Annotated in this window: 27 protein-coding genes, 1 rRNA gene and 1 other annotated feature; of the genes, 27 read left to right on the forward strand and 1 reads right to left on the reverse strand. The window is 47.6% G+C overall.

Annotation, left to right across the window (positions count from 1 at the left end; genetic code table 11):
* Positions 1-124: 124 nt before the first annotated feature.
* The 9 genes from rrf (at position 125) to pssA (ending at position 10,376) form a co-directional block, all read left to right on the forward strand.
* Positions 125-241, forward strand: a 5S ribosomal RNA gene (rrf, locus tag ABIC22_RS12805).
* Positions 242-463: 222 nt separating this feature from the next.
* Positions 464-1,648 carry a GNAT family N-acetyltransferase gene (locus ABIC22_RS12810; protein WP_354481272.1) on the forward strand — a complete coding sequence of 395 codons (1,185 nt, stop codon included), beginning with the start codon at positions 464-466 and terminating at the stop codon, positions 1,646-1,648.
* A 488-nt stretch (positions 1,649-2,136) separates the two neighbouring features.
* Entirely contained in the window at positions 2,137-2,598 is a 462-nt protein-coding gene (locus tag ABIC22_RS12815) for a CtsR family transcriptional regulator (protein WP_095293442.1), read from the forward strand.
* Between the two features lie 32 nt (positions 2,599-2,630).
* Positions 2,631-3,149: a protein-arginine kinase activator protein McsA gene (mcsA, locus tag ABIC22_RS12820; RefSeq protein ID WP_154896984.1), complete on the forward strand. Its 519-nt coding sequence runs from the start codon at positions 2,631-2,633 to the stop codon at positions 3,147-3,149.
* Between the two features lie 28 nt (positions 3,150-3,177).
* Positions 3,178-4,248: a protein-arginine kinase McsB gene (gene mcsB, locus ABIC22_RS12825; protein ID WP_127540915.1), complete on the forward strand. Its 1,071-nt coding sequence runs from the start codon at positions 3,178-3,180 to the stop codon at positions 4,246-4,248.
* A gap of 188 nt (positions 4,249-4,436) precedes the next feature.
* Positions 4,437-6,899 (forward strand): ATP-dependent protease ATP-binding subunit ClpC, encoded by a 2,463-nt coding sequence (gene clpC, locus ABIC22_RS12830; protein ID WP_153980071.1) that lies wholly within the window; start codon positions 4,437-4,439, stop codon positions 6,897-6,899.
* Between the two features lie 226 nt (positions 6,900-7,125).
* Positions 7,126-8,493: a DNA repair protein RadA gene (gene radA, locus ABIC22_RS12835; protein ID WP_095293438.1), complete on the forward strand. Its 1,368-nt coding sequence runs from the start codon at positions 7,126-7,128 to the stop codon at positions 8,491-8,493.
* A gap of 13 nt (positions 8,494-8,506) precedes the next feature.
* Positions 8,507-9,583 carry a DNA integrity scanning diadenylate cyclase DisA gene (gene disA, locus ABIC22_RS12840; protein WP_127540919.1) on the forward strand — a complete coding sequence of 359 codons (1,077 nt, stop codon included), beginning with the start codon at positions 8,507-8,509 and terminating at the stop codon, positions 9,581-9,583.
* Positions 9,584-9,644: 61 nt separating this feature from the next.
* Positions 9,645-10,376, forward strand: a complete 732-nt coding sequence (gene pssA / locus ABIC22_RS12845; protein ID WP_095293436.1) for a CDP-diacylglycerol--serine O-phosphatidyltransferase — start codon at positions 9,645-9,647, stop codon at positions 10,374-10,376.
* A gap of 134 nt (positions 10,377-10,510) precedes the next feature.
* On the opposite strand, the gene ABIC22_RS12850 is transcribed toward pssA, so the two are convergent.
* The gene (locus tag ABIC22_RS12850) at positions 10,511-10,906 is read right to left on the reverse strand and encodes a nucleoside triphosphate pyrophosphohydrolase family protein (protein WP_095293446.1); all 396 of its coding nucleotides are present in this window, start codon (positions 10,904-10,906) and stop codon (positions 10,511-10,513) included.
* 174 nt (positions 10,907-11,080) lie between these two features.
* Between ABIC22_RS12850 and ABIC22_RS12855 the strand changes: the two genes are divergently transcribed.
* The 18 genes from ABIC22_RS12855 (at position 11,081) to ABIC22_RS12940 (ending at position 24,715) form a co-directional block, all read left to right on the forward strand.
* On the forward strand, positions 11,081-12,166 hold the full coding sequence (locus tag ABIC22_RS12855; protein WP_127540921.1) for a PIN/TRAM domain-containing protein: 1,086 nt from the start codon (positions 11,081-11,083) through the stop codon (positions 12,164-12,166).
* Between the two features lie 101 nt (positions 12,167-12,267).
* On the forward strand, positions 12,268-12,960 hold the full coding sequence (ispD, locus tag ABIC22_RS12860) for a 2-C-methyl-D-erythritol 4-phosphate cytidylyltransferase (RefSeq protein WP_336784375.1): 693 nt from the start codon (positions 12,268-12,270) through the stop codon (positions 12,958-12,960).
* Positions 12,957-13,433, forward strand: coding sequence for a 2-C-methyl-D-erythritol 2,4-cyclodiphosphate synthase (gene ispF, locus ABIC22_RS12865; protein WP_354481281.1), 477 nt, complete (start codon positions 12,957-12,959; stop codon positions 13,431-13,433). Before ispD ends, ispF begins: the two co-directional genes overlap by 4 nt.
* A gap of 36 nt (positions 13,434-13,469) precedes the next feature.
* On the forward strand, positions 13,470-14,933 hold the full coding sequence (gltX, locus tag ABIC22_RS12870) for a glutamate--tRNA ligase (protein WP_127540925.1): 1,464 nt from the start codon (positions 13,470-13,472) through the stop codon (positions 14,931-14,933).
* Positions 14,934-15,531: 598 nt separating this feature from the next.
* Positions 15,532-16,200, forward strand: coding sequence for a serine O-acetyltransferase (gene cysE / locus ABIC22_RS12875; RefSeq protein ID WP_154896980.1), 669 nt, complete (start codon positions 15,532-15,534; stop codon positions 16,198-16,200).
* A gap of 27 nt (positions 16,201-16,227) precedes the next feature.
* A complete protein-coding gene (cysS, locus tag ABIC22_RS12880) occupies positions 16,228-17,628 on the forward strand; it encodes a cysteine--tRNA ligase (RefSeq protein WP_354481285.1) in 1,401 nt (466 codons plus the stop codon).
* On the forward strand, positions 17,625-18,149 hold the full coding sequence (locus tag ABIC22_RS12885) for a Mini-ribonuclease 3 (RefSeq protein WP_154896979.1): 525 nt from the start codon (positions 17,625-17,627) through the stop codon (positions 18,147-18,149). The genes cysS and ABIC22_RS12885 overlap by 4 nt, the downstream gene beginning before the upstream one ends.
* A 79-nt stretch (positions 18,150-18,228) precedes the next feature.
* The gene (gene rlmB / locus ABIC22_RS12890; RefSeq protein ID WP_154896978.1) at positions 18,229-18,975 is read left to right on the forward strand and encodes a 23S rRNA (guanosine(2251)-2'-O)-methyltransferase RlmB; all 747 of its coding nucleotides are present in this window, start codon (positions 18,229-18,231) and stop codon (positions 18,973-18,975) included.
* Positions 18,976-18,980: 5 nt separating this feature from the next.
* On the forward strand, positions 18,981-19,502 hold the full coding sequence (locus ABIC22_RS12895; protein WP_095293429.1) for an NYN domain-containing protein: 522 nt from the start codon (positions 18,981-18,983) through the stop codon (positions 19,500-19,502).
* Positions 19,503-19,673: 171 nt separating this feature from the next.
* On the forward strand, positions 19,674-20,318 hold the full coding sequence (sigH, locus tag ABIC22_RS12900) for an RNA polymerase sporulation sigma factor SigH (RefSeq protein ID WP_024633601.1): 645 nt from the start codon (positions 19,674-19,676) through the stop codon (positions 20,316-20,318).
* Between the two features lie 304 nt (positions 20,319-20,622).
* Positions 20,623-20,772, forward strand: coding sequence for a 50S ribosomal protein L33 (gene rpmG, locus ABIC22_RS12905; protein WP_072735843.1), 150 nt, complete (start codon positions 20,623-20,625; stop codon positions 20,770-20,772).
* Between the two features lie 21 nt (positions 20,773-20,793).
* Positions 20,794-20,985 carry a preprotein translocase subunit SecE gene (gene secE / locus ABIC22_RS12910; RefSeq protein ID WP_024633600.1) on the forward strand — a complete coding sequence of 64 codons (192 nt, stop codon included), beginning with the start codon at positions 20,794-20,796 and terminating at the stop codon, positions 20,983-20,985.
* A gap of 22 nt (positions 20,986-21,007) precedes the next feature.
* Complete coding sequence (gene nusG, locus ABIC22_RS12915; RefSeq protein WP_056697652.1) at positions 21,008-21,541, forward strand: transcription termination/antitermination protein NusG; 534 nt, start codon at positions 21,008-21,010, stop codon at positions 21,539-21,541.
* 68 nt (positions 21,542-21,609) lie between these two features.
* Positions 21,610-22,035 carry a 50S ribosomal protein L11 gene (rplK, locus tag ABIC22_RS12920; protein WP_053779217.1) on the forward strand — a complete coding sequence of 142 codons (426 nt, stop codon included), beginning with the start codon at positions 21,610-21,612 and terminating at the stop codon, positions 22,033-22,035.
* 95 nt (positions 22,036-22,130) lie between these two features.
* Complete coding sequence (gene rplA / locus ABIC22_RS12925; RefSeq protein ID WP_127540933.1) at positions 22,131-22,823, forward strand: 50S ribosomal protein L1; 693 nt, start codon at positions 22,131-22,133, stop codon at positions 22,821-22,823.
* Positions 22,824-22,890: 67 nt separating this feature from the next.
* Positions 22,891-23,037 (forward strand) — a sequence feature (ribosomal protein L10 leader region).
* A 24-nt stretch (positions 23,038-23,061) separates the two neighbouring features.
* Positions 23,062-23,565: a 50S ribosomal protein L10 gene (rplJ, locus tag ABIC22_RS12930; RefSeq protein ID WP_095293427.1), complete on the forward strand. Its 504-nt coding sequence runs from the start codon at positions 23,062-23,064 to the stop codon at positions 23,563-23,565.
* A gap of 73 nt (positions 23,566-23,638) precedes the next feature.
* A complete protein-coding gene (gene rplL, locus ABIC22_RS12935) occupies positions 23,639-24,001 on the forward strand; it encodes a 50S ribosomal protein L7/L12 (protein WP_095293426.1) in 363 nt (120 codons plus the stop codon).
* Between the two features lie 96 nt (positions 24,002-24,097).
* Positions 24,098-24,715, forward strand: a complete 618-nt coding sequence (locus ABIC22_RS12940; RefSeq protein WP_336784369.1) for a class I SAM-dependent methyltransferase — start codon at positions 24,098-24,100, stop codon at positions 24,713-24,715.
* Positions 24,716-24,781: the final 66 nt, after the last annotated feature.

Here is a 24,781-nt window from a genome sequence, read left to right on the forward strand (position 1 = left end):
TTTCGTTTCGGATCTAGTTTTCAGAGAATAATCTCTGAAATGAAAATCGGTACATCACTCCAATGTGTGTATGATTTTCAGTTCCACTTTTGATTTAAAGAAGCACATGCTTCGACAAATCACGTTTGGTGGCGATGGCGGAGGGGTTCCACACGTACCCATCCCGAACACGACCGTTAAGCCCTCTAGCGCCGATGGTACTTGGACCGAAGGGTCCTGGGAGAGTAGGACGCTGCCAAGCAAAGAACCACTGCCGAAGATTATCGGTGGTGGTTTTTATTTGTTTACTTTTCTTTGTGTACTTCTACTTAACACATCTATATATGAATCCCCGGGAGATGCGTTTGCATCTCTTATTTGACTTTGTACGACGCCTCTGACACACTCATAGAAGATACATACATCACATTTAAGGGCACAATTTGAGTCGCTTACAATTCTGAAGAATGGGGTGCAGGATGTTATGGATATTCGTAAACTAACGACTGATGATTTCGAAGCGTGTATGACGCTTTCGGAGTACGCTTTTCAGTTTGTATTAAACGAGGAACAGGTTGAAAAGCGCCGTGAGGAGTTCGCCTCACACAATGTGTTGGGAGTATATGAGGATGGACAAGTTGGAGCCAAGCTTCAGATCATTCCTTTTCAAACTTATATTCAAGGTCGATCATTTGCGATGGGCGGTATTGCGGGTGTGGCAACATGGCCGGAATACCGGCGCAAAGGTTGGGTAGCGGGGCTGCTTAAATTTGCACTCGAAGAGATGAATCGGAATAAACAAAGTATTTCCTTCCTGCATCCGTTCTCGTTTGCTTTTTATCGGAAATATGGATGGGAGACCTACGTAGAGTTTAAAAATTACAAGCTGTCTACCGATCAATTACCTGCGAAGAAGCCAACTCCAGGTACTCTCCGGCGGGGCAATCCAGAGCTATCGGTGCTGAAAGAGGTATATGACACGTATGCAGAACGTTATAACGGAACCTTAAGCCGGAATGATGCTTGGTGGGAAAATTCAGTTTATGCTAAGAAAGGTAGCCAGCGGGCTGTTTACTATGATGAAGCAGGACTGCCTCAAGGCTATGTACTTTACGAGGTTAAGGAAAGAAAATTTACCATTGGTGAGATGGTGCATCTAAATGAAGAGGCAAGACAAGGGTTATGGACGTTTATCGCCAATCATGATTCGATGATTGATGAAGTGACGTTAAAAGCGCCTGCGAACGATACACTGGCTTTTCAACTGGATAATCCACGGATTCAACAGGAGGTTACCCCATACTTTATGGCGAGAATCGTTAGTGTGGAGCAGTTCATTTCGCAGTATCCTTTTGCAAGCCAAGACTCTCCGGTACAGATTCAGCTTGAGGTAGAAGATGCACATGCACCGTGGAATGAAGGGGTATGGGAATTGAACGTGGCTATGAACGGAACAGCTTCCATCTGGAAAAAGGGGGAGCTTACTACGGAAGATCAGCCTGCTCAGCATATCAGACTTAACATCCAATCGCTCACGGCAGTGTTGATGGGGTATCGCAGACCCGCTGAGATGGCCCGAATCGACAGGATTCAAGGCTCGGAAGAGGATATTCGGGCTTTGGAAAAAGCGATACCTGTTCGCCAAACCTATCTGATGGATTTCTTCTGATTTTTCAAATGTGTTTATGCGTGTATCCAGAGCCAATTCATCTTGGCTGCCTTCCCTTTTCATATTAATAGAAAAACGTTGCTACAGTGAGACAAACGAACTTCTCTGGCTTTTTTGGAGAGGTTTTTTTGTGTCCGGGGAATATTTCGTGTAAAATCGTAAAAAATGAATAGTGACCCCACTTGGCAAAACCACAAAATATGCTATAATGTATATAAAGTCAAAGAAAGTCAAAGTCAACTGAAGGTTAAATACTTACGTAGCTTTCTTTCTACATTCCGGTGATGAGACACATTTCATGAACGATGGATATCATCGGAAAGAGGCAGTACCAAGAGGACCTTCGTGCGTCCTTACTCTTCCGAATAAGCCAGTGGAAATCAAGATTCGTCGTTTCCCTGTTTGGTTAAATGGGTTGAGAAGGTGTACTCTGTGGGGGCGTGTGGGTCCTTATTGACTTAACGTTTCAGACAGTGGAGGATGAGTGGATGCGTAATATCTCTGATATTATCGAACAATATCTGAAGAGTATTTTGCATGAAAGTCCCGAAGGAATGGTTGAAATTCAGCGCAATGATCTTGCAGATCAATTCTCATGCGTACCATCCCAGATCAACTATGTAATAAGTACACGTTTTACTCTTGAAAAGGGATATTTAGTCGAGAGTAAACGTGGTGGTGGCGGTTATGTTCGCATACAGCGGATCGAATTGCCGGCCCACTCTGCTTTGCATAATCATCTGCACCATAGCATCGGGGATGAGATTGGACAGACAGCTGCCGAAGGCTTGATTTATCAGCTGGAAGAAGCACGTTTCCTGAGTAAAAGGGAAGCGGGGTTGATGCGTGCAGCTGTATCAAGAGAAATTTTATTGGTCAAACTTCCTTACCGGGATCAAATTCGTGCCAGAATGTTAAAGGCGATGTTAATATCTTTGCTCGGTAAATGAAAACCTATCGGGATCAAGGAGGTACATCCTAAATGCTGTGCCAAGAATGCGACAAACGTCCGGCGACTCTTCATTTCACCAAAATCGTGAATGGAGAAAAGACGGAATTCCATATTTGTGAGACATGTGCCCGTGAAAAGGGAGAAATGATTCCGGGAACATCGAATGGATTTTCCATTCACAATCTGTTGTCCGGGTTGCTTGATTTCGAACCTAAGAATGGAAATGCCGGGGCTCCCCCTGCTCAGACTCTTCGCTGTGAAGAGTGCGGCATGACTTACTCACAGTTTAGCAAAATCGGCCGTTTCGGCTGCAGTTCTTGTTATAAATATTTTGACAGTCGTCTGGATCCGTTGTTCAAACGGGTTCATGGCAGCACAACCCATGTGGGCAAAGTGCCTGCACGAGCTGGTGGTCGCATTAAAGTGAAGCGGCAGATTGCCGACCTGAAGCGCGATCTTCAGGAGAGTATCGCCCAGGAAGAATTTGAAGAGGCGGCTCATATCCGTGACCAGATCAGGGAACTTGAAAAAGAAATAGCTCAAGAGTAGAGTTTGTCATGAGTAGGAGGGACGCGTAATGCCTAATCTGCGCTTTACAGAGAAGGCGCTCAGCGACTGGATGCGCAGTGAAGCGGCTGATTCCGAAATCGTCATTAGCAGCCGTGTCCGGATCGCACGTAATCTTCAGCATTACCCATTTCCAATGCTTGCTTCCAATGAGCAATCGGAAGAAGTGCTGAATAAGCTGAGCGAAGTACTTCAATATGATGACGTTCATGCCTTTGGAGATTTCCACACCTTGGACCTGATGGATATTGATGATCTCGATAAGCGGGTGCTGGTGGAGAAACATCTGATTAGCCCCAGTCTTGCGAACGAATCAAAAAATGGTGCGGTTATTCTCAGTGAGGATGAATCCGTCAGTATTATGATTAACGAAGAAGACCATCTTCGTATCCAATGCCTCTATCCGGGGTTCCAGGTGAAAGAAGCCTGGGAGAAAGCTTCCGCCATAGACGATGCTTTTGAAGCGCATGTGGATTATGCTTTTGATGATCGGAGAGGATACCTGACCAGCTGTCCTACCAATGTAGGTACAGGGGTAAGAGCATCTGTAATGATGCATCTGCCTGCTCTGGTGATGACACAGCAGATTGGACGCATTCTGACAGCTGTTTCTCAAGTGGGGTTAACCGTGCGTGGGATATATGGCGAAGGCAGCGAAGCGATGGGCAACCTTTTCCAGATCTCCAATCAGATTACGCTTGGACAGACGGAACAAGAGGTTATCGATAATCTGCATAGCGTTGTGCTTCAGATGATTGGGCATGAACGTACTGCCAGAGAGCGGTTGATTTCTGACTCTAGACTACGGATTACCGATAGAGTGATGCGTTCATATGGGATTTTGTCCCATGCAGCCATTATGGATTCCAAGGAAGCCGCGCAGCGTCTCTCGGATGTTCGCTTAGGTGTAGATCTGGGGCTGTTGAATGGATTGTCCATTACGGTAATGAACGAGTTAAACGTGATGACACAACCAGGCTTTTTGCAGAAAACATTCGGAGAAGATATGCGCACAGATGAGCGTGACATCTACCGGGCCCAGTTGATTCGTGATACGATCAATGCAGCCAGTCAATCCTAGTAATTGTTTTCTTCAGATTTAATATTAAGGTTTCATGCCGCATCTGCGGCTTTATATAAAACGGGCATTGGACTAAATGCCAAATGACTTTATTCGCAGCATGGCTGCAAACAAGAATGATATGAATTATACGGCGGGATCATGATCAAGGCCCACGTTTTATCCAAAACCATGGAGGTGCAGGAGATATGATGTTTGGAAGATTTACGGAACGGGCCCAAAAGGTGCTCGCACTCGCGCAGGAAGAAGCTGTCCGTCTCGGTCATAATAACATCGGTACAGAGCACATTTTGCTCGGCCTCATTCGTGAAGGCGAAGGCATCGCAGCCAAAGCGCTAATCGGCCTGGGACTCGGATTGGAAAAAATTCAAGATGAAGTAGAAACGCTGATTGGTCGCGGCCAAGAGCAACCTACGAACATTGCATATACGCCACGTGCGAAAAAAGTAATTGAACTGTCCATGGATGAGGCTCGCAAATTGGGCCACACCTATGTAGGAACAGAGCATATCTTGCTCGGATTGATTCGTGAAGGCGAGGGCGTTGCAGCACGCGTGCTGAACAACCTTGGTATTAGTTTGAACAAAGCACGTCAACAAGTGCTGCAATTGCTTGGCAGCAGTGAGGCTGTATCCAGTCATAATGGAACGCCTGCTAATGTAAGCACACCAACACTGGACAGTCTGGCACGTGATCTTACCGCTTATGCGAAGGAGAACAACCTGGATCCGGTTATCGGCCGCAGCAAAGAAATCGAGCGTGTCATTCAAGTATTGAGCCGTCGTACCAAGAACAACCCTGTATTGATCGGTGAACCTGGTGTAGGTAAAACAGCGATTGCTGAAGGTCTTGCACAGAAAATCATCGCCAACGAAATTCCGGAGACATTGCGCGACAAACGTGTCATGACCCTGGATATGGGTTCTGTTGTTGCCGGAACGAAGTACCGTGGTGAGTTTGAGGATCGCTTGAAAAAAATCATGGATGAGATTCGTCAGGCAGGTAACATTGTCCTGTTCATCGACGAATTGCACACCCTGATCGGTGCAGGCGGAGCTGAGGGCGCCATTGATGCTTCAAACATTTTGAAACCGGCTCTGGCTCGTGGAGAATTGCAATGCATCGGCGCAACTACCCTGGATGAATACCGCAAATATATCGAGAAGGATGCAGCGCTTGAGCGTCGTTTCCAACCGATTACCGTAGATCAGCCTTCTCCGGAAGAAGCCATTCAAATTTTGCACGGATTGCGTGATCGTTATGAAGCTCACCACCGTGTGAAAATTACGGATGAAGCGATTGTACAGGCGGTTAAATTGTCTGACCGTTACATCACAGATCGTTTCCTGCCAGACAAAGCGATTGACCTGATTGATGAAGCGGGTTCCAAAGTAAGATTGAACTCATACACCATTCCGCCGAACCTGAAACAACTGGAAAGCCGTCTCGAAGATATTCGTAAGGAAAAAGACGCAGCGGTCCAAAGCCAGGAGTTCGAAAAAGCAGCAGCACTGCGTGATACGGAACAAAAAATCCGTGAAGAGCTGGATGTAACGAAGAACCAATGGAAAGAAAAACAAGGTCGTACCGATTCCGAAGTAACGCCTGAGGATATCGCACAAGTGGTAGCCAACTGGACGGGAATTCCGGTAAACAAGCTGAAAGAAGAAGAGACTCAACGCCTGATGAATCTGGAATCCATCCTGCATGAACGTGTCATCGGTCAGGATGAAGCCGTGAAATCAGTCAGCCGTGCGGTTCGCCGTGCTCGTGCTGGATTGAAAGATCCAAAACGTCCAATGGGATCCTTCATCTTCCTCGGTCCTACAGGGGTAGGTAAAACCGAGCTGGCTCGTGCGCTTGCCGAAGCGATGTTCGGCGATGAAAATGCAGTGATCCGGATCGACATGTCCGAGTATGGTGAGAAGCACTCGACTTCAAGACTCGTTGGAGCGCCTCCAGGATATGTTGGTTACGAAGAAGGCGGTCAGTTGACAGAGAAAGTTCGTCGCAAACCGTATTCCGTAGTCCTGCTCGACGAGATCGAGAAAGCACATCCAGAAGTATTCAACATCTTGCTGCAAGTGCTTGAGGATGGTCGTCTGACAGACTCAAAAGGTCGTGTCGTGGACTTCCGCAACACATTGATCATTCTGACATCCAACGTGGGTGCCGAAGCGATTAAACGTAACTCTACACTCGGCTTCACAGCTGTTGTGGATGCAGGTGCGGATTACGATAACATGAAGGGTAAAGTCATGGATGAGCTGAAGAAAAGCTTCCGTCCAGAGTTCCTTAACCGGATTGATGAGATCATCGTATTCCACTCTCTTGAAGAGAAACACATTGCTGAGATTGTATCCCTCATGAGCGAGGAGCTCCGCAAACGTCTGCGTGAATACGAAGTCGACTTCGAGCTTACAGACAACGCCAAGGCCTTCCTGGCCAAAGCTGGCTTCGATCCAGCTTACGGTGCTCGTCCGCTTCGCCGGGCAATCCAGAAGCATATCGAAGACAAATTGTCTGAAGAATTGCTTACAGGTACGGTAACCAAAGGCGATTCGTTGTTGATCGACGAAGAGAATGGTGCACTGTCTGTAACCAAAAAGGAAGCTGCTGTTCCTTCCAATGAAGAAATCGAAACCAAATAAGCAAATTTCAAACCTGAGAAATGGTTTATGATCCTTTCCGGCTTCGGCCGGAGAGGATTTTTTATTTTATTGTTGTTCAAGGAACATGTGTAAAGTTTACGATAATCCTTTACGAAAAATCTCAAACAATGGTAAACTTTTATTAACCCTGCACGTCAGAAATTCAGGGCAAAATTCGTCGAAAAATGCAAAATGCTGTTATAAAATAAATCCTAGGAGTGCTGAAGTGGCCAAAGTTAAAACCAAGTTTCAATGTACGGAATGTGGTTATGAAGCCCCCAAATGGTACGGCAAATGTCCGGGGTGTCAGTCATGGAATTCCATGGTGGAAGAAACGGAAACAGTTGTCAAAACACAAGGGAGAAATTCCCCCCTCTTTGACAGTAAAGATAAACCGCTTCCCATCATAGATATAGATAGCGGTCAGGAACCGCGTGTGCAGACTGGAATCGGAGAGCTGAACCGGGTATTGGGTGGCGGAATTGTTCCGGGTTCTCTCGTGTTAGTAGGCGGAGATCCGGGAATCGGAAAATCAACGCTGATGTTGCAAACCTCGCATGCTCTAACGCATTCTGGTTTGCGCGTGTTATATGTTTCGGGTGAGGAATCGGTGAAACAGACCAAATTGCGGGCTGACCGTCTGGATGCACTCTCTCCTGAACTGTATGTGCTGTGTGAAACGAATATGGAACGTGTAGAGGAAGCGGTGGAGCAGATCCAGCCGCATTTTCTTGTCATCGACTCTATTCAAACGGTTTATCTTCCAGAAGTCACCAGTGCACCCGGTAGCGTAGCACAGGTAAGGGAATGTACTTCCCGGTTTATGCGGATCGCCAAAGGCCGAGGCATTGCAACCGTGCTTGTGGGGCATGTTACGAAAGAAGGAGCTATCGCTGGTCCGCGTATGCTGGAACATATGGTTGACTGTGTTCTTTACTTTGAAGGGGAACGTCATCATACGTATAGACTGTTACGTGCTGTCAAAAACCGTTTCGGTTCAACCAATGAAATCGGTATTTTCGAAATGGGCGAAGATGGCTTGCGTGAAGTGGGCAATCCTTCCGAACTCTTTTTGTCGGAACGACCGCTCGGTGTAGCGGGTTCTACGGTAGTTGCAAGTATGGAAGGCACTAGACCGATGCTGGTTGAGCTGCAGGCGCTCATCTCTGCGACACATTTCCCGTCTCCCCGCCGTATGGCAACAGGGATTGATCATCACAGGCTGAACCTGATTATTGCGGTGCTTGAGAAGCGGATGGGCATGTTTTTGCAAACGCAGGATGCGTACCTGAATGTGGCCGGGGGAGTTCGGCTCGATGAACCGGCGGTGGATTTGGCGGTTGCCGTCAGCATAGCATCCAGTCTGAGGGATGTGCCGACCAAGCCAGATGACGTAATATTTGGCGAAATTGGTTTGACAGGTGAGGTTCGGGCCGTATCACGGGCTGAACAACGTGTGAAGGAAGCCGAGAAACTGGGCTTCAAACGAGTCATTTTACCGGAGAAAAGCTTAAAGGGCTGGAAACATCCTCGCGGGATACAACTGATCGGTGTGAATACCGTGGCAGATGCACTAGCGGTTGCTTTAGATTAGGGGGCATAACAAGATGAAAGATTCGAGCCAACTGGATAATATGAATGAATTGTTGAGGCTGATCGCACCAGGTACACCTTTCCGCGAAGGTCTGGAGAACGTGCTGCGCGCCAAGACGGGGGCACTGCTTGTTGTAGGATACAGCCCTGAAGTAATGGAAGTGGTCGACGGGGGCTTCTCGATCAATTGCGATTTCTCCCCCAACTATCTATATGAACTTGCCAAGATGGATGGTGCCATCATTCTTAGCGAGGATTTAAAGCGTATTCTGTATGCCAATACCCAGCTTATTCCCGATTCCTCCATCTCTTCCTCTGAGACAGGGATCCGTCACCGGACAGCAGAACGTGTAGCCAAGCAAACGGGCAAATTGGTCGTATCCATCTCGCAGCGCCGGAATATTATTACCTTATATCAGGGAACGCTTAGATATTCGCTCAAGGAAATTGGAGTTATTCTGACGAAGGCTAACCAGGCGATTCAAACGCTGGAGAAGTACAAAGCTGTACTTACCCAATCCCTTACGAATCTAAGTGCCTCGGAGTTCGAAGAACTTGTCACCATCCCTGAAGTGGTAAATGTCATTCAGCGTACGGAAATGGTGATGCGCATCAAAACGGAAATCAAGCGCTACATCCATGAACTTGGGAATGAAGGACGACTGATCTCCATGCAAATGGAGGAATTGGTTGGAACAACGGAAGAAGAAGCGTGGTTGCTGTACAAGGACTATGCACGAGATGATAGTGACGAGAAGATCCGCGAAATTATCGTGGGCCTCAAGCGTCTGTCAGATGATGAATTGCTGGATGCGCATCACATCGTCCGTCTGCTCGGCTATCCTTCATCGGCTGCTACATCGGAAGATTCGGTTGCACCTCGCGGATATCGGGTATTGAATAAGATACCACGCCTTCCGAATGTCATTATTCATAACCTTGTGGACCAATTTGAACAATTGCCGCATGTGATTATGGCAACGATTGAAGAGCTGGATGAAGTCGACGGTATTGGTGAGGTACGTGCCCGGACCATTAAAGAAGGGCTAAAGCGTCTGCAGGAGCAAATGTTTATCGACAGACAAATGTAATCCAGAGCTATCAGTATAGGTTTGCCTATAACGGCCCTGAAGATGATGAGGTGAAACAACAATGTTAACCAGATTCATTCCGAACCTCTTTACCTTGGGTAATCTGTTTCTTGGAATGATGGCGATACTGCTTGCAATTGATGGGAATTATAGCCTGGCTGCGATTATGGTGATTGTGGCGATGCTGCTGGATGGGTTGGATGGACGGGTAGCGCGTGCACTCAATGCTCAAAGTGAATTTGGCAAGGAGCTTGACTCTTTGTCTGACATGGTTTCGTTTGGTGCAGCCCCGGCACTCATTATGTTTATGGTTTCCTTCCAGGATGCATCACCGGTTCTCGCCTGGATCGCTACGGCAAGCTTCCCCATTTGCGGAGCCATTCGGCTGGCACGCTTTAATGTAAGACCGGGAATTCCCGGATACTTCACCGGCCTGCCCATTCCGGCAGCTGGAGGTGTGCTTGCAACGCTGACGTTGTTTAACAAGGATATTGGTCCTGTTAGCATGATGATAGCTACATTGTTATTATCCTATCTGATGGTCAGCTCGCTTAAATATCCGAATTTCAAAAAGGTCGGTTTGCCGCGAAAAGCGATCTGGATCGCCCCTTGGGTGGTTGTATTCGCTGTAGCGGTTGCCGTCATTTTTCCGGAACAGCTGTCGAAGCTGATCTTTATACCATTGGTGCTGTACGCTCTATATGGAATGAAGCATAATATGCGCACGGCAGCTTCCCGCAACCGGGCGAAGAAGCGCAAGGAAGAGAAGTCTTCCCGTCCTTCCGATCGGTAATGGTTTACGGATTGGCATACTTGCCTTGGATGAATAAGAAAAAGCACGCATTCTCCTTTTAGGAGCGTACGTGCTTTTTTTGTTGATTCGAATCTATACGGTACCTACTCTTGTACGGCAACTTCGCCAATCATTTACGACAAATTGAACATCCCTAACGTCGAACATTTCTGTGACTCGTGATTCACGACTTCTTCCATGTTGATATCCAGCAGATTACAGAGAGCTGACATATAAAACAGGTTCCGCCCCAGTTCGGAGCTGATGACCTCTTTGCAATTCTCACACAATTCACCTTCCACATGCGTTTCCAGCAGGCCCTTGGTTTGAGCAATACCGCTCTCGGGGGCATATTTCTGCTTGGTGGCGTGCAGCTCAATGCAGCCGCATTCGGTAATGGCCTTGGACACGGCACGATTGACAGAAGCTCCGGCTTGTCCTGTTTTGGACAGTACATCAATCAGACTGCGATGACGCAGCAACAGCTCGGAAACCTGATCCTGAAAAGCCTGTAAACTTAGCGTACTCATTTTGCTACTCACCTCGGGATATGAATTGAATTCATTATATGCCAATAATTTACCTTCTTTCAACTGACGATTGCAAACATTTCCAAAAAGTTCTTGTAACCGGGATTAGCAATCCAACAATTGGATCATACTGGATATGAAGATGAAGAACAATTGAAGGAGGTGCAGGGACATATGTGGAAAAAAGGCATTTTAACTTTTACAGGATTGTGCGGTGCATGGTTTGGCTACACGGCATATCATCTGGCAGGAAAATCCGTCCCGTGGATGGCTGAATGGATTCAGTCAGCAGGGCTGCTGGGGGCAGGGGTAGCAACGGCACTGGGCGCTGTATTGTTTATGGCTGTATGTAATATTGGTGGAACCTTACTGGCAAGCAGGCTGCAAAATGGGATTGATGCTTTGGCTAAAATACCGATGAACGAACTGGCTGCTGGCGCAGCAGGTACCGTTGCAGGGTTACTGGTGGCCTTGCTGCTCTATCCATGTCTGACTTGGCTAGGAACAGCAGGAGAGGTGCTTCAGGTGGCTCTGACGGCCGTAAGCGGTTATTCGGGGTACATGCTAGCTATGGCGAAGAAAGACGACCTCGCTGCATTCTGGATGTCTGGGCGATGGGGACACCCCGAGCTGGATGAAGACAGACGGATGGAAGAACACAAGATTTTGGATACCAGTGTCATTATTGATGGCCGTATTGCAGATATATGCAAGACTGGGTTTATCGAAGGTACAATTGTGATTCCGGAATTCGTCCTGGAAGAACTTCAGCATATTGCAGATTCCTCGGATCTGCTGAAGCGGAATAGAGGACGGCGCGGACTCGACATTTTGAATAAAATCCAAAAAGAACTCGACGTGAAGGTTCTCATTTACGAAGGGGATTTCGAAGAAATATCGGAAGTGGACAGCAAGCTGGTCAAACTCGCCAAAGTGCTTCAGGGCAAGGTGGTTACCAATGACTTTAACCTGAACAAGGTTTGCGAGCTCCAGGGTGTATCTGTACTGAACATCAACGATCTGGCGAATGCGGTGAAGCCTGTGGTGCTGCCTGGTGAAGAGATCATGGTGCAGATCATCAAGGATGGCAAGGAGCATGGCCAAGGTGTAGCTTATCTGGATGACGGTACGATGATTGTCGTGGAAGGCGGACGCGAGTATATCGGCATGATGATGGAAGTGTTGGTAACCAGTGTGCTGCAGACTTCCGCGGGAAGAATGATTTTTGCCAAGCCTAAACTGTTGGAAAAAGCCCAATAAAGGGGTATGATGGGTAGTGTATCGTTCACCGATATTTATATCGCTTGAAGATATTCAGTATCGTAGAACGATAAACTGACAGACAAGGCAGGGATTACGGCATGGATAAAGGGTGGGGTGTCGTCATTGTGGCAGCAGGTCGGGGAACCCGGATGGGAACAACCGAGAGCAAGCAGTTTCTGCTGCTGCAGGACAAGCCCGTTTTCATACATACGCTTGAAGTGTTTGCCGCTCTGGACGAGATCAGCGAGATCGTGCTGGTAACCGGAGCCGCAGATGTTGAACGCTGCCTGGATTGGGTAAAAGAATACCGACTGGAGTCGCGTGTCCGTGTCATCCCCGGAGGGAAAGAGAGACAGCATTCTGTTCATGAAGGCCTGAAGGCTTTACAGACGGATTGGGTTCTCGTTCACGACGGGGTACGTCCTTTTGTTGACCGTAAGCAGATTACAGGTTGCATGGAGGCCGCGATGTCGGGGGGAGCCGCTGTACTTGCCGTTCCCGTTAAAGATACGATTAAACAAGTGAATGCGGAAGGAATCGTTACGGCGACGCCTGACCGCAGCAGTCTGTGGAGTATTCAAACCCCGCAGGCTTTTCGTCTTTCTTCACTGCTGCTTGCTTACGAGTCGGCCGCAAGGGACGGATTTCTGGGGACGGATGATGCCATGCTGGCTGAGCGCCAGGGTATGTCCGTCCAGGTTGTGGAAGGAAGTTATACCAACATCAAATTAACGACGCCGGAAGATTTGGAATATGCCGCGTTTTTGCTTGGGGGAGAGAAGAAGCGATGATACGTGTAGGACAGGGATTTGATGTACACCAATTGGTGGAGGGACGTCCGTGCATCATTGGCGGGGTAACGATTCCTTATGAAAAAGGACTGCTTGGTCACTCGGATGCAGATGTGCTGCTGCATGCCATCAGTGATGCCGTTCTGGGTGCACTTGCACTTGGGGACATTGGCAAACACTTTCCGGACACCGATCCGGAGTTCAAGGACGCGGATAGCCTCAAACTGCTGGAGCATGTATGGCAGCTCGTGAAAGAGCGCGGATATCGTTTGGGCAACATCGATTCCACCATTATTGCGCAGAAACCGAAAATGGCACCTTACATTCCACAGATGGCCGAGGTTATTGCCAAGGCGCTGGAAGCGGATGTTGATCAGGTCAATGTCAAAGCAACGACTACGGAGCAGCTCGGATTCCCTGGACGGGGAGAGGGGATTGCGGCCCAATCGGTTGTTTGCCTTGTTCGTGTGTGATATTATCAACCAACTAGTATACGGAGGGGATATTTTATGAGCACAGAAGTTCGTGTGCGTTACGCGCCGAGTCCAACGGGACACCTGCATATCGGGAATGCCCGTACGGCGCTCTTTAACTACTTGTATGCCAAGCATAATAACGGGAAATTTATCATTCGTATTGAAGATACTGACGTAAAACGGAACATTGCGGGTGGCGAGGAAAGCCAGCTTAAATATTTGAAATGGCTCGGAATCGAGTGGGATGAGAGCATTGATGTAGGCGGGGAATACGGACCTTATCGTCAGACGGAACGTTTGGATATTTACCGCAAATACACCCAGGAGCTGCTGGACAAAGGTCTGGCTTACCGCTGCTTCTGCACGGAAGAAGAGCTGGAGCAAGAGCGCGAGGAGCAAACGGCACGTGGAGAAACGCCGCGTTATTCGGGCAAACACCGCGACCTGACGCCAGAGCAGATCAGTGCTTTTGAAGCGGAAGGCCGCGTTGCGAGCATTCGTTTCCGTGTACCGGAAGAGCGCACATATACGTTCGATGACATGGTTAAAGGCACCATTTCATTTAACAGCAAGGAATCCGGGGACTTCGTCATTGTGAAAAAAGACGGCATTCCCACGTACAACTATGCCGTTGCAGTGGATGATCACCTGATGAAAATCTCCCACGTTCTTCGCGGGGAAGATCACATCTCTAATACGCCGCGTCAGCTGATGATCTATGAAGCGCTCGGCTGGGAGCCGCCGCAATTCGGTCATATGACCCTAATCGTGAATGAAAATCACAAGAAGCTGAGTAAACGGGACGAATCCGTCATTCAGTTTATCGAACAATATGATCAGCTCGGCTACTTGCCAGAGGCGATGTTCAACTTCATTTCCCTGCTTGGCTGGTCGCCGGAAGGGGAAGAAGAGATCTTCTCGCAGGAACAGTTGATCTCCATCTTTGATACCAAACGTTTGTCCAAGAGCCCGGCTGTATTTGATACGCATAAGCTGGCGCACTTGAACAATCACTATATTAAACATGCAGACCCGGATCGTATTGCTGAAATGGCGATTCCGCATCTACAAAAGGCAGGACGCATTGCAGCTGAGCTGTCCCCTGAGCAGAAGGAATGGGCGTATACACTCGTTCATCTGTACCAGGAGCAAATGACTGCAGCCTCCGACATTGTGGAACTGTCTGAAGTGTTCTTCCGCTCCCATCTGGAGCTGGATGCAGAAGCGACTGCCGTGCTTGGAGAAGAGCAGGTGCCAACTGTTCTGAAGGCCTTTGCCGACAAAGTGCAGGCGAGTGAAGAGTTTACCCCAAGTAAAATGGCCGCATTGATCAAGGAAGTACAGAAGGAAACCGGATTTAAAGGCAAACAGCTCTTTATGCCTATCCGTGTAGCATTGACTGGACAGACCCATGGACGTGACCTGAATCAAACCATTGTACTGCTCGGCCGGGATACGGTTGTTGAGCGTCTGCATGCACAGGTGAAAGGCGCGTAATCCAGGAACGCTGTACATCCTGGTACTGCCGCCGGTGAGGGTCGTTATCGCCTGGGGATGAAGTTATTGCAAGGTTGTTGTCAGTCCAGTACCTTTTCGCTATAATAGCAACACAAAGGTTAAATGACATGTTTCAGCATTCATCATAGAACAGCAAAGACCGGGAGGAGTAAACCGAATTGGACAGTTCCAGAGAGGATGGTCCCGCAACGAAGAATAAATTTCTTATGCTGCGGTGGCTGTGAGCCATCCACTGTCCGTCGGTCGAAATGCGCCCGTGAGCTGCATAGCCGAATCCGGCCCCGCCTCTTGTACGTGTAGGAGAGGAAAACGTCAGGATAGGTTGTGACGGTTGGTTTCCGTTACCGAACCGCTTGAGGGTTCATTCTTATTTGTCAGAACAGGTGGCAGCCATTCGCTGACTGTCTAATTCTGATACATAAGTTTAGGCCGAGCAGAGTGGGACCGCGATTAACGCCTCTGCAGCATTATGCTGCAGAGGCGTTTTTTGTTTGGGGCGAGTCAGCAGTACACTACCAAGAGGGCTGCGCCGTCCGGTATGCCGGAGGACGAAGACCTGAACAAGAGGGGAACGAGCATGTTCAAGAAGATCAGATCAGATATCCAGGCGGTGTTTGAAAACGATCCGGCTGCCCGGGGATGGTTCGAGGTTGTATTTACCTATTCGGGGCTGCATGCGATATGGGCTCATCGGATCGCGCACTTTTTCTATAAACGCAAATGGTTCTCGGTTGCCCGGTTCATCTCGCAGATCAGCCGTTTTATGACAGGAATCGAGATTCACCCTGGAGCGACCATAGGGAATCGGCTGTTTATTGACCACGGAATGGGTGTAGTTATTGGTGAAACCTGTGAGATTGGCGATGATGTTGTTATTTACCAGGGGGTTACACTTGGCGGAACAGGGAAAGAAAAAGGAAAGAGGCACCCGACGATTGGCAATAATGTGGTTATCTCATCGGGAGCCAAAGTGCTCGGTTCATTCAGCGTTGGTGATCAAAGTAACATTGGAGCCAACTCGGTCGTATTGAAAGAAGTGCCATCCAACAGTACAGTTGTAGGCATACCGGGAAGAATCGTCAAGCAGGACGGACGCCGGGTGGATCGTCTGAATCAGCAGCTGCCCGATCCGGTCATTGACTCTCTGCGCAGTATGCAGCAAGAGATCGAACGATTGCGTGAAGAAGTGCGTACACTACAGGATAGCCGTAAGAATGAGACTTCGCGTGATACAATAAATAAATAGGGAAGTATGAATGAAAGGAAAGTGACCATGACGCTTCAAATTTACAATACGATGAGTCGTACCAAAGAGAATTTCGTTCCCCAAGAACCGGGGAAGGTAAAAATGTATGTGTGCGGACCGACAGTGTATGATTACATTCATATCGGGAATGCACGTCCGGTTATTTTTTTCGACACCGTTCGCGGCTACTTGGAACAGACAGGACATGAAGTGAACTACGTTGTAAACTTCACGGATGTTGATGATAAATTAATTCGCAAAGCCGAACAGCTGGGTACTGACGTTCCTCATGTTGCGGAGAAGTTTATTGCTGCGTACTACGAGGATATTGAGGGATTGGGGATTCCCAAAGCCAGCAGCAATCCGAGAGTTACAGAGAATATGCCGCTCATTATCGATTTTATCCGTGAGTTGGTTGAAAAAGGCTTTGCTTACGAAAATGGTGGGGACGTATATTACCGCACAGGCAAATTCGAAGAGTACGGCAAGCTGTCGAAGCAGAATCTGCAGGAATTGCAGTTCGGTATCCGGATTGGTGTAGATGAGCGCAAAGAACATCCCGAAGATTTCGTGCTCTGGAAAGCAGCTAAACCAGGTGAGATCTACTGGTCCAGTCCTTGGGGCAATGGTCGTCCGGGCTGGCATATCGAATGCTCTGCTATGGCGCGTGAATACCTGGGAGATACGCTCGATATCCATGGAGGTGGACAGGATCTGCAGTTCCCTCACCATGAGTGCGAATGCGCACAATCCGAGGTGCTGACGGGCAAACCGCTTGCCAACTACTGGATGCATAACGGATTTATCCGTATCGATAACGAAAAAATGTCGAAATCACTCGGTAACGGAGTGCTTGTAAAAGACCTTCGAACCCAGTACAAACGTGAAGCTATTCGTTATTTCATGCTTTCGACACATTACCGAAATCCGCTTAACTTTACCGAAGATACAATGGAGCAAGCGCAAAACAGTGTGGATCGGATCGCGAATGCCGTTGGCAATCTGAAGCATCGTTTGCAGGCAGTAACAGTAGATCAGGATATTACAGCGGAATTTGCTGCTAAACTGGAGCAGATTCGTCAGCAGTATCACGAGAAAATGCAGGATGATTTCAATACTCCGGATGCAATTACCGCATTGTTCGAATGGGCTGCGGAAGCAAACCAGCTGCTGCAAAAAGAAGTCGTAAACGCTGCGGAAATTCGTGCATTGCTTGAGCTGTTTGGTGAGTTGAATGCGGTGCTTCGCATTTATACGGAAGCAGAACCGGAGCTCCTGGATGAAGAGATTGAACGCCTGATTGAAGAGCGTACGGAAGCGCGCAAGTCCAAGAACTGGGCACGGGCTGATGAAATTAGAGACGAATTGTCAGCGCAGGGCATCCTGCTTGAAGATACGGCTCAAGGGATGAGATGGCGGCGCAAATGAACGAGGACCAGGTGAAAAATTTGTCTGATTCTGTCGATCATTCGGAGCAGGGGGAACGGCCTGCTGAAGAGCAGACAGAGGCTGTGGCACAGGGAGGGTGGTTTCCGTACCCGCCTTCCCGGCCTGCAAGATTGATTCCTCCGATTGCACTCGCCTATATCGGTGATGCAGTGTATGAGGTAGCGGTAAGGCAGTATCTGTTGTCCAAAGCCAATATGCGTCCGAATCACTTGCATCGCAGTGCGACGGGTCTTGTATCAGCCAAGGCACAGAGTCGTATCCTTACAGGGATCGAGGAACAATTGACCGAAGAAGAGCGCGACGTTGTAAGACAGGGGCGGAATGCGAAGTCGGGCAGTATTCCCAAGAACGCCGATGTGCTGGAATACAGACACGCCACTGCTCTAGAGTGCCTTGTAGGTTACCTGTACAGTAGTGGTCGGCATGAGCGCATGATCCAACTGATTACGCAGGGAATTGAGCATGCAGAACAGCAATCACCGCCACCAAACAAAAAATAAAAATAACAACTTAGTCGTTCCTGTGGTACAAGCCAACTAGGAGGTATATGCAGGACGTAATAGAGAGGACCGAAGCAATATGGAAGAAGAATGGATTGCTGGTAAGCACTCCGTGACGGAGGCGCTGCGTTCAGGCCGGACCATCAACAAAATATGGATCGCTGATACAGCGCAGAAACACTTGACCCAACCAATTATCGCGGAAGCCAAAAAACTCGGTATCGTGATTCAGCATGTGGACAAGCGCAAATTGGATCAAACCGTGCCGGGCATTCAGCATCAGGGTGTTGTCGCGCAAGCGGCCCCTTATGCTTATGCTGAGGTAGAGGATATTTTGGAAGCGGCAAAATCGAAGAATGAGCATGCGTTTTTGATTTTACTGGACGAAATTGAAGATCCGCATAACCTGGGTTCCATTCTGCGGACAGCTGACTGCACGGGGGCTCACGGTGTTATTGTCCCTAAGCGGCGTTCAGCAGCAGTGACTGCAACGGTGTCAAAAACTTCTGCAGGTGCGGCTGAATATGTACCGGTTGCTAGGGTTAGTAACCTGGCTCAGACGATTGATCGTCTCAAGGAAGAGGGCGTGTGGGTTGTGGGTACTGATGTGACTGCACGTGAGCCGGTATTTGGCAATGGTGTATTCACAGGACCGGTAGCACTGGTTATCGGGAACGAAAACAAAGGTATGGGCCGTCTGATTCGTGAGAAGTGTGATGTACTGGTCAAATTGCCGATGCAGGGACAGATTAACTCCCTGAATGCTTCCGTGGCGGCGGGTGTTGTCATGTACGAAGTGCTTCGTTCGCGCCAAGCACAGGGATAGATGGTATGGCTGATTCCCGGGATGTGCTTCTGGTAGACGGGTATAACATGATTGGTGACTGGCCAGAACTGTCCAGACTGGCAGAGAGTGGGCTCGAGGAGGCGCGGAATCGTCTTCTCTTCCGTCTTGCCGACTATCAGGCGTTCTCCGGTCGCAAGGTCATCGTTGTTTTTGATGCCTATCTCGTACCCGGACTTGGTAAAACATACACACAGAGCAAGGTACAGATCTATTTTACCAAGGAAAAAGAGACGGCTGACGAATGCATTGAGAGACTCGTACGGGAACTAAGCTCGCGGAGACGCCAAATCTATGTAGCCACAAGTGATATGGTAGAACAGCATGTCATTTTTGGACAGGGAGCATTACGTGTATCTGCCAGGGAACTGCTGATCGAAGTGGAGCAGAATGAGAAAGAATTGCAGAAACGTCTGGAGGAGGATCAGGCCAAGTCCACACGCAATACACTGGGAGCCAAGCTTAGCCCAGATGTGTTGAAGCAATTCGAGCGCTGGCGGCGTGAATAGGGAAACTGTTTTACAAATATTTCAATCTTGAAAGTCTTGACAATTATGTTATTGATGTTCTTTTTTAGGGATAGCGTGGTTGACGGTGTGAGGTGCCATCATATATACTGTTCGTATATTTCATAGAGTAGAGTAACGGTGTACCTTGCGTTGCAGCCGGAGGGATTGTCTGTGAGTGTCGACCTCAAAGATATCATGTTATCAAAGTATGATTACCAAAGTGACGAAGACATTGTCGAAGCGGTCCGTGAAGGTGAGAGCGAAGCGCTGGAGTTTTTGATTAACAAATATCGCAACTTTGTACGCGCCAAGGCAAGATCTTATTTTCTGATTGGGGCAGACCGGGAAGATATCATTCAGGAAGGAATGATTGGTCTCTACAAATCCATTCGCGATTTTAAGGGAGACAAGCTGGCTTCGTTCAAAGCTTTTGCCGAGCTGTGTATCACCAGACAGATTATTACGGCAATCAAGACGGCAACACGTCAGAAACATATTCCGCTTAATTCCTATGTATCGTTGGACAAGCCAATCTATGATGAAGAATCCGATCGTACGTTACTCGATGTGATTTGTGGAACCCAGGTCAGTGATCCGGAAGAGCTTATCATTAACCAGGAAGAGTTTGTGGGTCTGGAAGATAAGATGTCGGAGATTCTAAGTGACTTGGAACGAAAAGTATTGATGTTGTATCTGGACGGGAGATCTTATCAAGAGATTGCAGTAGATTTGGACCGGCATGTGAAGTCCATTGATAATGCACTGCAGCGCGTCAAGCGCAAACTTGAAAAGTACCTGGAAGTTCGAGATAATTGAACAATGTTGCTGTTGACGGAAAAGGCTCGGAGTTTGAGTCTTTTTTTGCTGCTCTAAGTTTATAAGTCAAAAGTTTGATAATACTAGTAATCGCTTGGTCCAAGCAGGAGAAGAGAAAAATCAGAGACGCCTGAACTACACGTTTTTCGAACGGAACTTTTACCAGTGATGAAAGGCTATTCTTTCATTGACATGGTTATACCCTTATGATAAAGTGTTTTAGGTAGGCCTAAATTCGCGGCTTTTTTTTAGGATCAATTTAGAGACTCTGCTTTAAAGTGGAAGTCTTCGGGAGGTGTACATCATGCGGGTAATTATTACTTTGGCTTGTACAAACTGCAAACAAAGAAATTACACTACGACAAAAAACAAGCGTAATCACCCCGACCGCATGGAGATGAAGAAATTTTGCAAGTTTTGTAACGAGCAGACTTCTCATCGCGAAACCAGATAGTTTTTGGGAGGTGTAGTCGGCGTGAAACGTAGTTTCAAATCTCTGATTTCCTTTTTCTCAGAAAGCTGGGCTGAACTTAAAAAAGTTCGCTGGCCTAATCGTAAAGAGCTGACCAACTACACATTGATCGTTCTTGGTACTGTTGTGGTTATGACGCTGTTTTTTTGGGTCGTTGATATCGGCATCTCCGCTGTGATCGAAGCGATTATTTAAGAAGGGTCCCAGGTGGCTTGATATGGAAAAAAGATGGTACGTCGTTCATACCTACTCAGGGTATGAGAATAAGGTCAAAGCCAATTTGGAAAAACGCGTAGAGTCCATGGGCATGGAAGACAAGATATTCCGCGTTCTTGTTCCTATGGAAGAAGAAGTGGTAAACAAGGACGGTAAGAAAAAGACCGTTATGCGTAAAGTTTACCCCGGCTATGTCTTGGTGGAAATGATCCAAACGGATGACTCTTGGTATGTTGTTCGCAATACACCGGGTGTTACGGGATTTGTCGGTTCGACAGGTTCCGGGTCCAAACCAACTGCTCTGTTGCCTGAAGAAGTGGAACAAATTCTGAAGCACATGGGCATGGTTGAGCCGAAGCCGAAAATTGAATTCGACATTAAGGAATCCGTACGAATTAAAGTTGGTCCTTTTGCGAATTTTGTGGGCTCCGTGGAAGAAATTTTGGTAGACAAAAGCAAGTTGAAAGTGCATGTGAACATGTTTGGACGGGAAACGCCGCTTGAGTTGGAATATACACAAGTGGAGAAGATATAGTCTCTTCAAGTTTCTTGTGGGAGGACCGAAAGGTTCGTTAACCACTATTTTGCAAGGAGGTGTCAATCATGGCAAAAAAGGTAATCAAAATGGTAAAACTGCAAATTCCAGCAGGTAAAGCGAATCCAGCGCCTCCGGTAGGTCCAGCTTTGGGTCAAGCAGGTGTCAACATCATGGCATTCTGTAAAGAGTTCAACGCTCGTACAGCCGATCAAGCGGGATTGATTATTCCTGTTGAAATCACAGTATTCGAGGACCGTTCCTTTACTTTCATCACTAAAACTCCACCAGCAGCAGTTCTGTTGAAAGTGGCAGCTAAAGTGGAAAAAGGATCCGGCGAACCGAACAAGAAAAAAGTTGCTACTGTTAAACGTGATGCGGTACGTCAAATCGCAGAACAAAAAATGCCTGACCTGAATGCAGCGAACGTTGAGTCCGCAATGCGTATGGTCGAAGGTACTGCCCGTAGCATGGGTATCACCATCGAAGACTAATTTTTCATCTGAAACATGGCTTCGTAAAGCCGGCCGATTCGCGGCCGGTTGATGTGGGAGGTATATCCGCTAAAACCACAAAGGAGGAATATAACATGGCTAAACACGGTAAAAAATACCTGGAAGCTGCTAAGCTGATCGACAGCGAAGCAACTTACGAGCCTTCAGAAGCTGTAGAGCTTGTGAAAAAGGCAGCCACTGCAAAATTCGATGAAACAATCGAAGCAGCAGTACGCTTGGGCGTTGACCCACGTAAGCAAGACCAGGCTGTACGTGGTGTAGTTGTCTTGCCACACGGCACAGGTAAAACACAACGCGTATTGGTATTTGCAAAAGGTGACAAAGCGAAAGAAGCGGAAGCGGCTGGCGCGGACTATGTTGGTGATGCAGACATGATCAACAAAATCCAACAAGGCTGGTTCGAATTCGACGTCTGCGTAGCGACACCAGATATGATGAGTGAAGTAGGTAAATTGGGCCGACTGCTCGGCGGTAAAGGTCTGATGCCTAACCCTAAAGCCGGAACGGTAACTTTCGATGTAACTAAGGCTGTTCAAGAAATCAAAGCCGGTAAAATCGAATATCGTCTGGATCGTGCAGGTCAAATTCATGCACCGATCGGTAAAGCATCTTTCTCTGCAGAGCAACTGAATGAGAACTTGAAAGCTCTCATGGACGCTCTGAACCGTGCTAAACCGGCGGCAGCAAAAGGTGTTTATCTGAAGAATGTTTCTCTTTCTTCCACGATGGGCCCTGGCGCACGCGTGAACGCAGCATCTTTTAGATAATATCTGTTGACAGACTTGTTCTGTTTTGATATGATATAAAAGTTGTGAGTCCGAGTGACTGACCGTTGACATTTGAATATGCTTGCCGTAGACAGTAGGTGCCATCAGGCTTAATTTCCTACCGAGGTATGATTATAGAACTTAGAACGATGTAAATCGATGATGAGTATATATCAAGCCTTCGTGATTCTACGGAGGCTTTTCTTAATGGGATAAATTTGATCAGGAGGTGTACAGTTTGGCAAACGCAAAAGTGATTCAAGCAAAACAAGAGTCCGTTGATGCAGTAACAGCGAAATTGCGCGAGAGCGCTACGACAGTTGTTGTTGACTATCGCGGTCTGAACGTTGCCCAAGTAACTGAGCTGCGTAAGCAGCTTCGTGAAGCCGGAATCGAATTCCAAGTGCTGAAAAACACATTGCTTCGCCGTGCGACTGCTGCAGCAGAACTGACAGAACTCGATAGCGTTCTTACAGGTCCTACTGCAATTGCATTCAGCGCCGAAGATGCTGTGGCTCCAGCCAAAATTCTGAACGACTTCGCTAAAAAGAACGACGCACTGGAATTGAAAGGTGCAGTTGTTGAAGGTCGTGTAATCGGAGTAGAAGAAGTTAAGGCATTGGCAGAACTGCCATCCCGCGAAGGTCTCCTCTCCATGCTCCTCAGCGTGCTTCAAGCGCCAGTGCGCAACTTCGCGCTTGCGGTTAAAGCTGTTGCGGAAAAAGAAGAACAAGGCGCGTAAGCTACTTGATCTGATCGCTGCTTAGGCAGCATTGAATGACAAAAAAAATAAAATTATATATGGAGGTTCAATCATGAGTAAAGAGCAAATCTTGGAAGCAATCAAAGGCATGACTGTACTGGAACTGAACGATCTTGTTAAAGCAATCGAAGAAGAATTCGGCGTAACTGCTGCAGCTCCAGTAGCTGTTGCAGGTGGCGGAGCTGCTGCAGCAGAAGCTGAGCAATCCGAGTTCGACGTAATCTTGGCAAGCGCTGGCGCTTCCAAAATCAACGTTATCAAAGCAGTTCGTGAAATCACAGGTCTTGGCCTGAAAGAAGCTAAAGAAGTAGTTGACAATGCTCCAAAAGCATTGAAAGAAAAAGTTAGCAAAGAAGAAGCTGAATCCATCAAAGCTAAATTGGAAGAAGCAGGCGCTACAATCGAAGTTAAATAATTTGGCTTTTACAAGCTAAATGAACAAAACAACAAACCCCTTGACTTATATCAAGGGGTTTGTTGCTGTAATTGTATATGGAAAGTGAGTGAGGACATGTCCAATCATTATTATTCGGACAAACCGCAGGTCGCACATGACAGACGGGCAACGGAAGCGGAGCTTCGTGGATGGAAATTGCGATTCGTTACCGATGCAGGTGTATTTTCCAAGAGCGGAATCGATTACGGCAGCAGAGTACTGATTGATGCAATAGAGTTAACTGCTGGGGCTCATGTTCTGGATGTGGGTTGCGGGTATGGACCAATTGGTCTTACGGCAGCCAAGCTTGTACCCGAAGGACATGTCACCATGATCGATATCAACGAGAGAGCGGTTGAGCTTTCCAGAGAGAATGCAAAAGCAAATGGAATCACGAATGTAACGGTAATGCAAAGTAATCTACTTTCTGAAGTGAACCAGAAGGATTTTGACGCAGTTCTAACCAACCCGCCGATTCGAGCAGGGAAGGAAACCGTTCATACCATTTTTGAGCAGGCACATCAGCATCTGAAGGTAGGTGGTTCGTTGTGGATTGTCATTCAGAAAAAGCAAGGGGCTCCTTCGGCAAAAGCGAAGCTGGAATCCTTGTTTGGCAGAGTGGAAGAAGTAACGAAAGATAAAGGCTACCGGATTTTCAAAGCGGTGAAAACGGAGGACTCGTCCGAAGGATAGTTTCCGATTTGTAAAGTAAGCAGGGGAGCATTTTTTTTGCAATAGGACTATTGACTTGAAATTCAG

It is taken from the genome of Paenibacillus sp. PvP094 (genome assembly GCF_040546835.1).
GTDB lineage: Bacteria > Bacillota > Bacilli > Paenibacillales > Paenibacillaceae > Paenibacillus > Paenibacillus illinoisensis.

What these genes read in the sequence shown, in the direction of transcription:
- ABIC22_RS12850 (WP_095293446.1), bottom strand. Translation starts at nt 10,906, where the DNA reads ATGAGTACGCTAAGTTTACAGGCTTTTCAGGATCAGGTTTCCGAGCTG.
- ABIC22_RS12810 (WP_354481272.1), top strand. Translation starts at nt 464, where the DNA reads ATGGATATTCGTAAACTAACGACTGATGATTTCGAAGCGTGTATGACG.
- gltX (WP_127540925.1), top strand. Translation starts at nt 13,470, where the DNA reads ATGAGCACAGAAGTTCGTGTGCGTTACGCGCCGAGTCCAACGGGACAC.
- clpC (WP_153980071.1), top strand. Translation starts at nt 4,437, where the DNA reads ATGATGTTTGGAAGATTTACGGAACGGGCCCAAAAGGTGCTCGCACTC.
- pssA (WP_095293436.1), top strand. Translation starts at nt 9,645, where the DNA reads ATGTTAACCAGATTCATTCCGAACCTCTTTACCTTGGGTAATCTGTTT.
- ispF (WP_354481281.1), top strand. Translation starts at nt 12,957, where the DNA reads ATGATACGTGTAGGACAGGGATTTGATGTACACCAATTGGTGGAGGGA.
- cysE (WP_154896980.1), top strand. Translation starts at nt 15,532, where the DNA reads ATGTTCAAGAAGATCAGATCAGATATCCAGGCGGTGTTTGAAAACGAT.
- disA (WP_127540919.1), top strand. Translation starts at nt 8,507, where the DNA reads ATGAAAGATTCGAGCCAACTGGATAATATGAATGAATTGTTGAGGCTG.
- ABIC22_RS12940 (WP_336784369.1), top strand. Translation starts at nt 24,098, where the DNA reads ATGTCCAATCATTATTATTCGGACAAACCGCAGGTCGCACATGACAGA.
- ispD (WP_336784375.1), top strand. Translation starts at nt 12,268, where the DNA reads ATGGATAAAGGGTGGGGTGTCGTCATTGTGGCAGCAGGTCGGGGAACC.
- cysS (WP_354481285.1), top strand. Translation starts at nt 16,228, where the DNA reads ATGACGCTTCAAATTTACAATACGATGAGTCGTACCAAAGAGAATTTC.
- rpmG (WP_072735843.1), top strand. Translation starts at nt 20,623, where the DNA reads ATGCGGGTAATTATTACTTTGGCTTGTACAAACTGCAAACAAAGAAAT.
- rplK (WP_053779217.1), top strand. Translation starts at nt 21,610, where the DNA reads ATGGCAAAAAAGGTAATCAAAATGGTAAAACTGCAAATTCCAGCAGGT.
- rplL (WP_095293426.1), top strand. Translation starts at nt 23,639, where the DNA reads ATGAGTAAAGAGCAAATCTTGGAAGCAATCAAAGGCATGACTGTACTG.
- rplA (WP_127540933.1), top strand. Translation starts at nt 22,131, where the DNA reads ATGGCTAAACACGGTAAAAAATACCTGGAAGCTGCTAAGCTGATCGAC.
- rlmB (WP_154896978.1), top strand. Translation starts at nt 18,229, where the DNA reads ATGGAAGAAGAATGGATTGCTGGTAAGCACTCCGTGACGGAGGCGCTG.
- ABIC22_RS12885 (WP_154896979.1), top strand. Translation starts at nt 17,625, where the DNA reads ATGAACGAGGACCAGGTGAAAAATTTGTCTGATTCTGTCGATCATTCG.
- nusG (WP_056697652.1), top strand. Translation starts at nt 21,008, where the DNA reads ATGGAAAAAAGATGGTACGTCGTTCATACCTACTCAGGGTATGAGAAT.
- ABIC22_RS12855 (WP_127540921.1), top strand. Translation starts at nt 11,081, where the DNA reads ATGTGGAAAAAAGGCATTTTAACTTTTACAGGATTGTGCGGTGCATGG.
- mcsB (WP_127540915.1), top strand. Translation starts at nt 3,178, where the DNA reads ATGCCTAATCTGCGCTTTACAGAGAAGGCGCTCAGCGACTGGATGCGC.
- mcsA (WP_154896984.1), top strand. Translation starts at nt 2,631, where the DNA reads ATGCTGTGCCAAGAATGCGACAAACGTCCGGCGACTCTTCATTTCACC.
- ABIC22_RS12895 (WP_095293429.1), top strand. Translation starts at nt 18,981, where the DNA reads ATGGCTGATTCCCGGGATGTGCTTCTGGTAGACGGGTATAACATGATT.
- ABIC22_RS12815 (WP_095293442.1), top strand. Translation starts at nt 2,137, where the DNA reads ATGCGTAATATCTCTGATATTATCGAACAATATCTGAAGAGTATTTTG.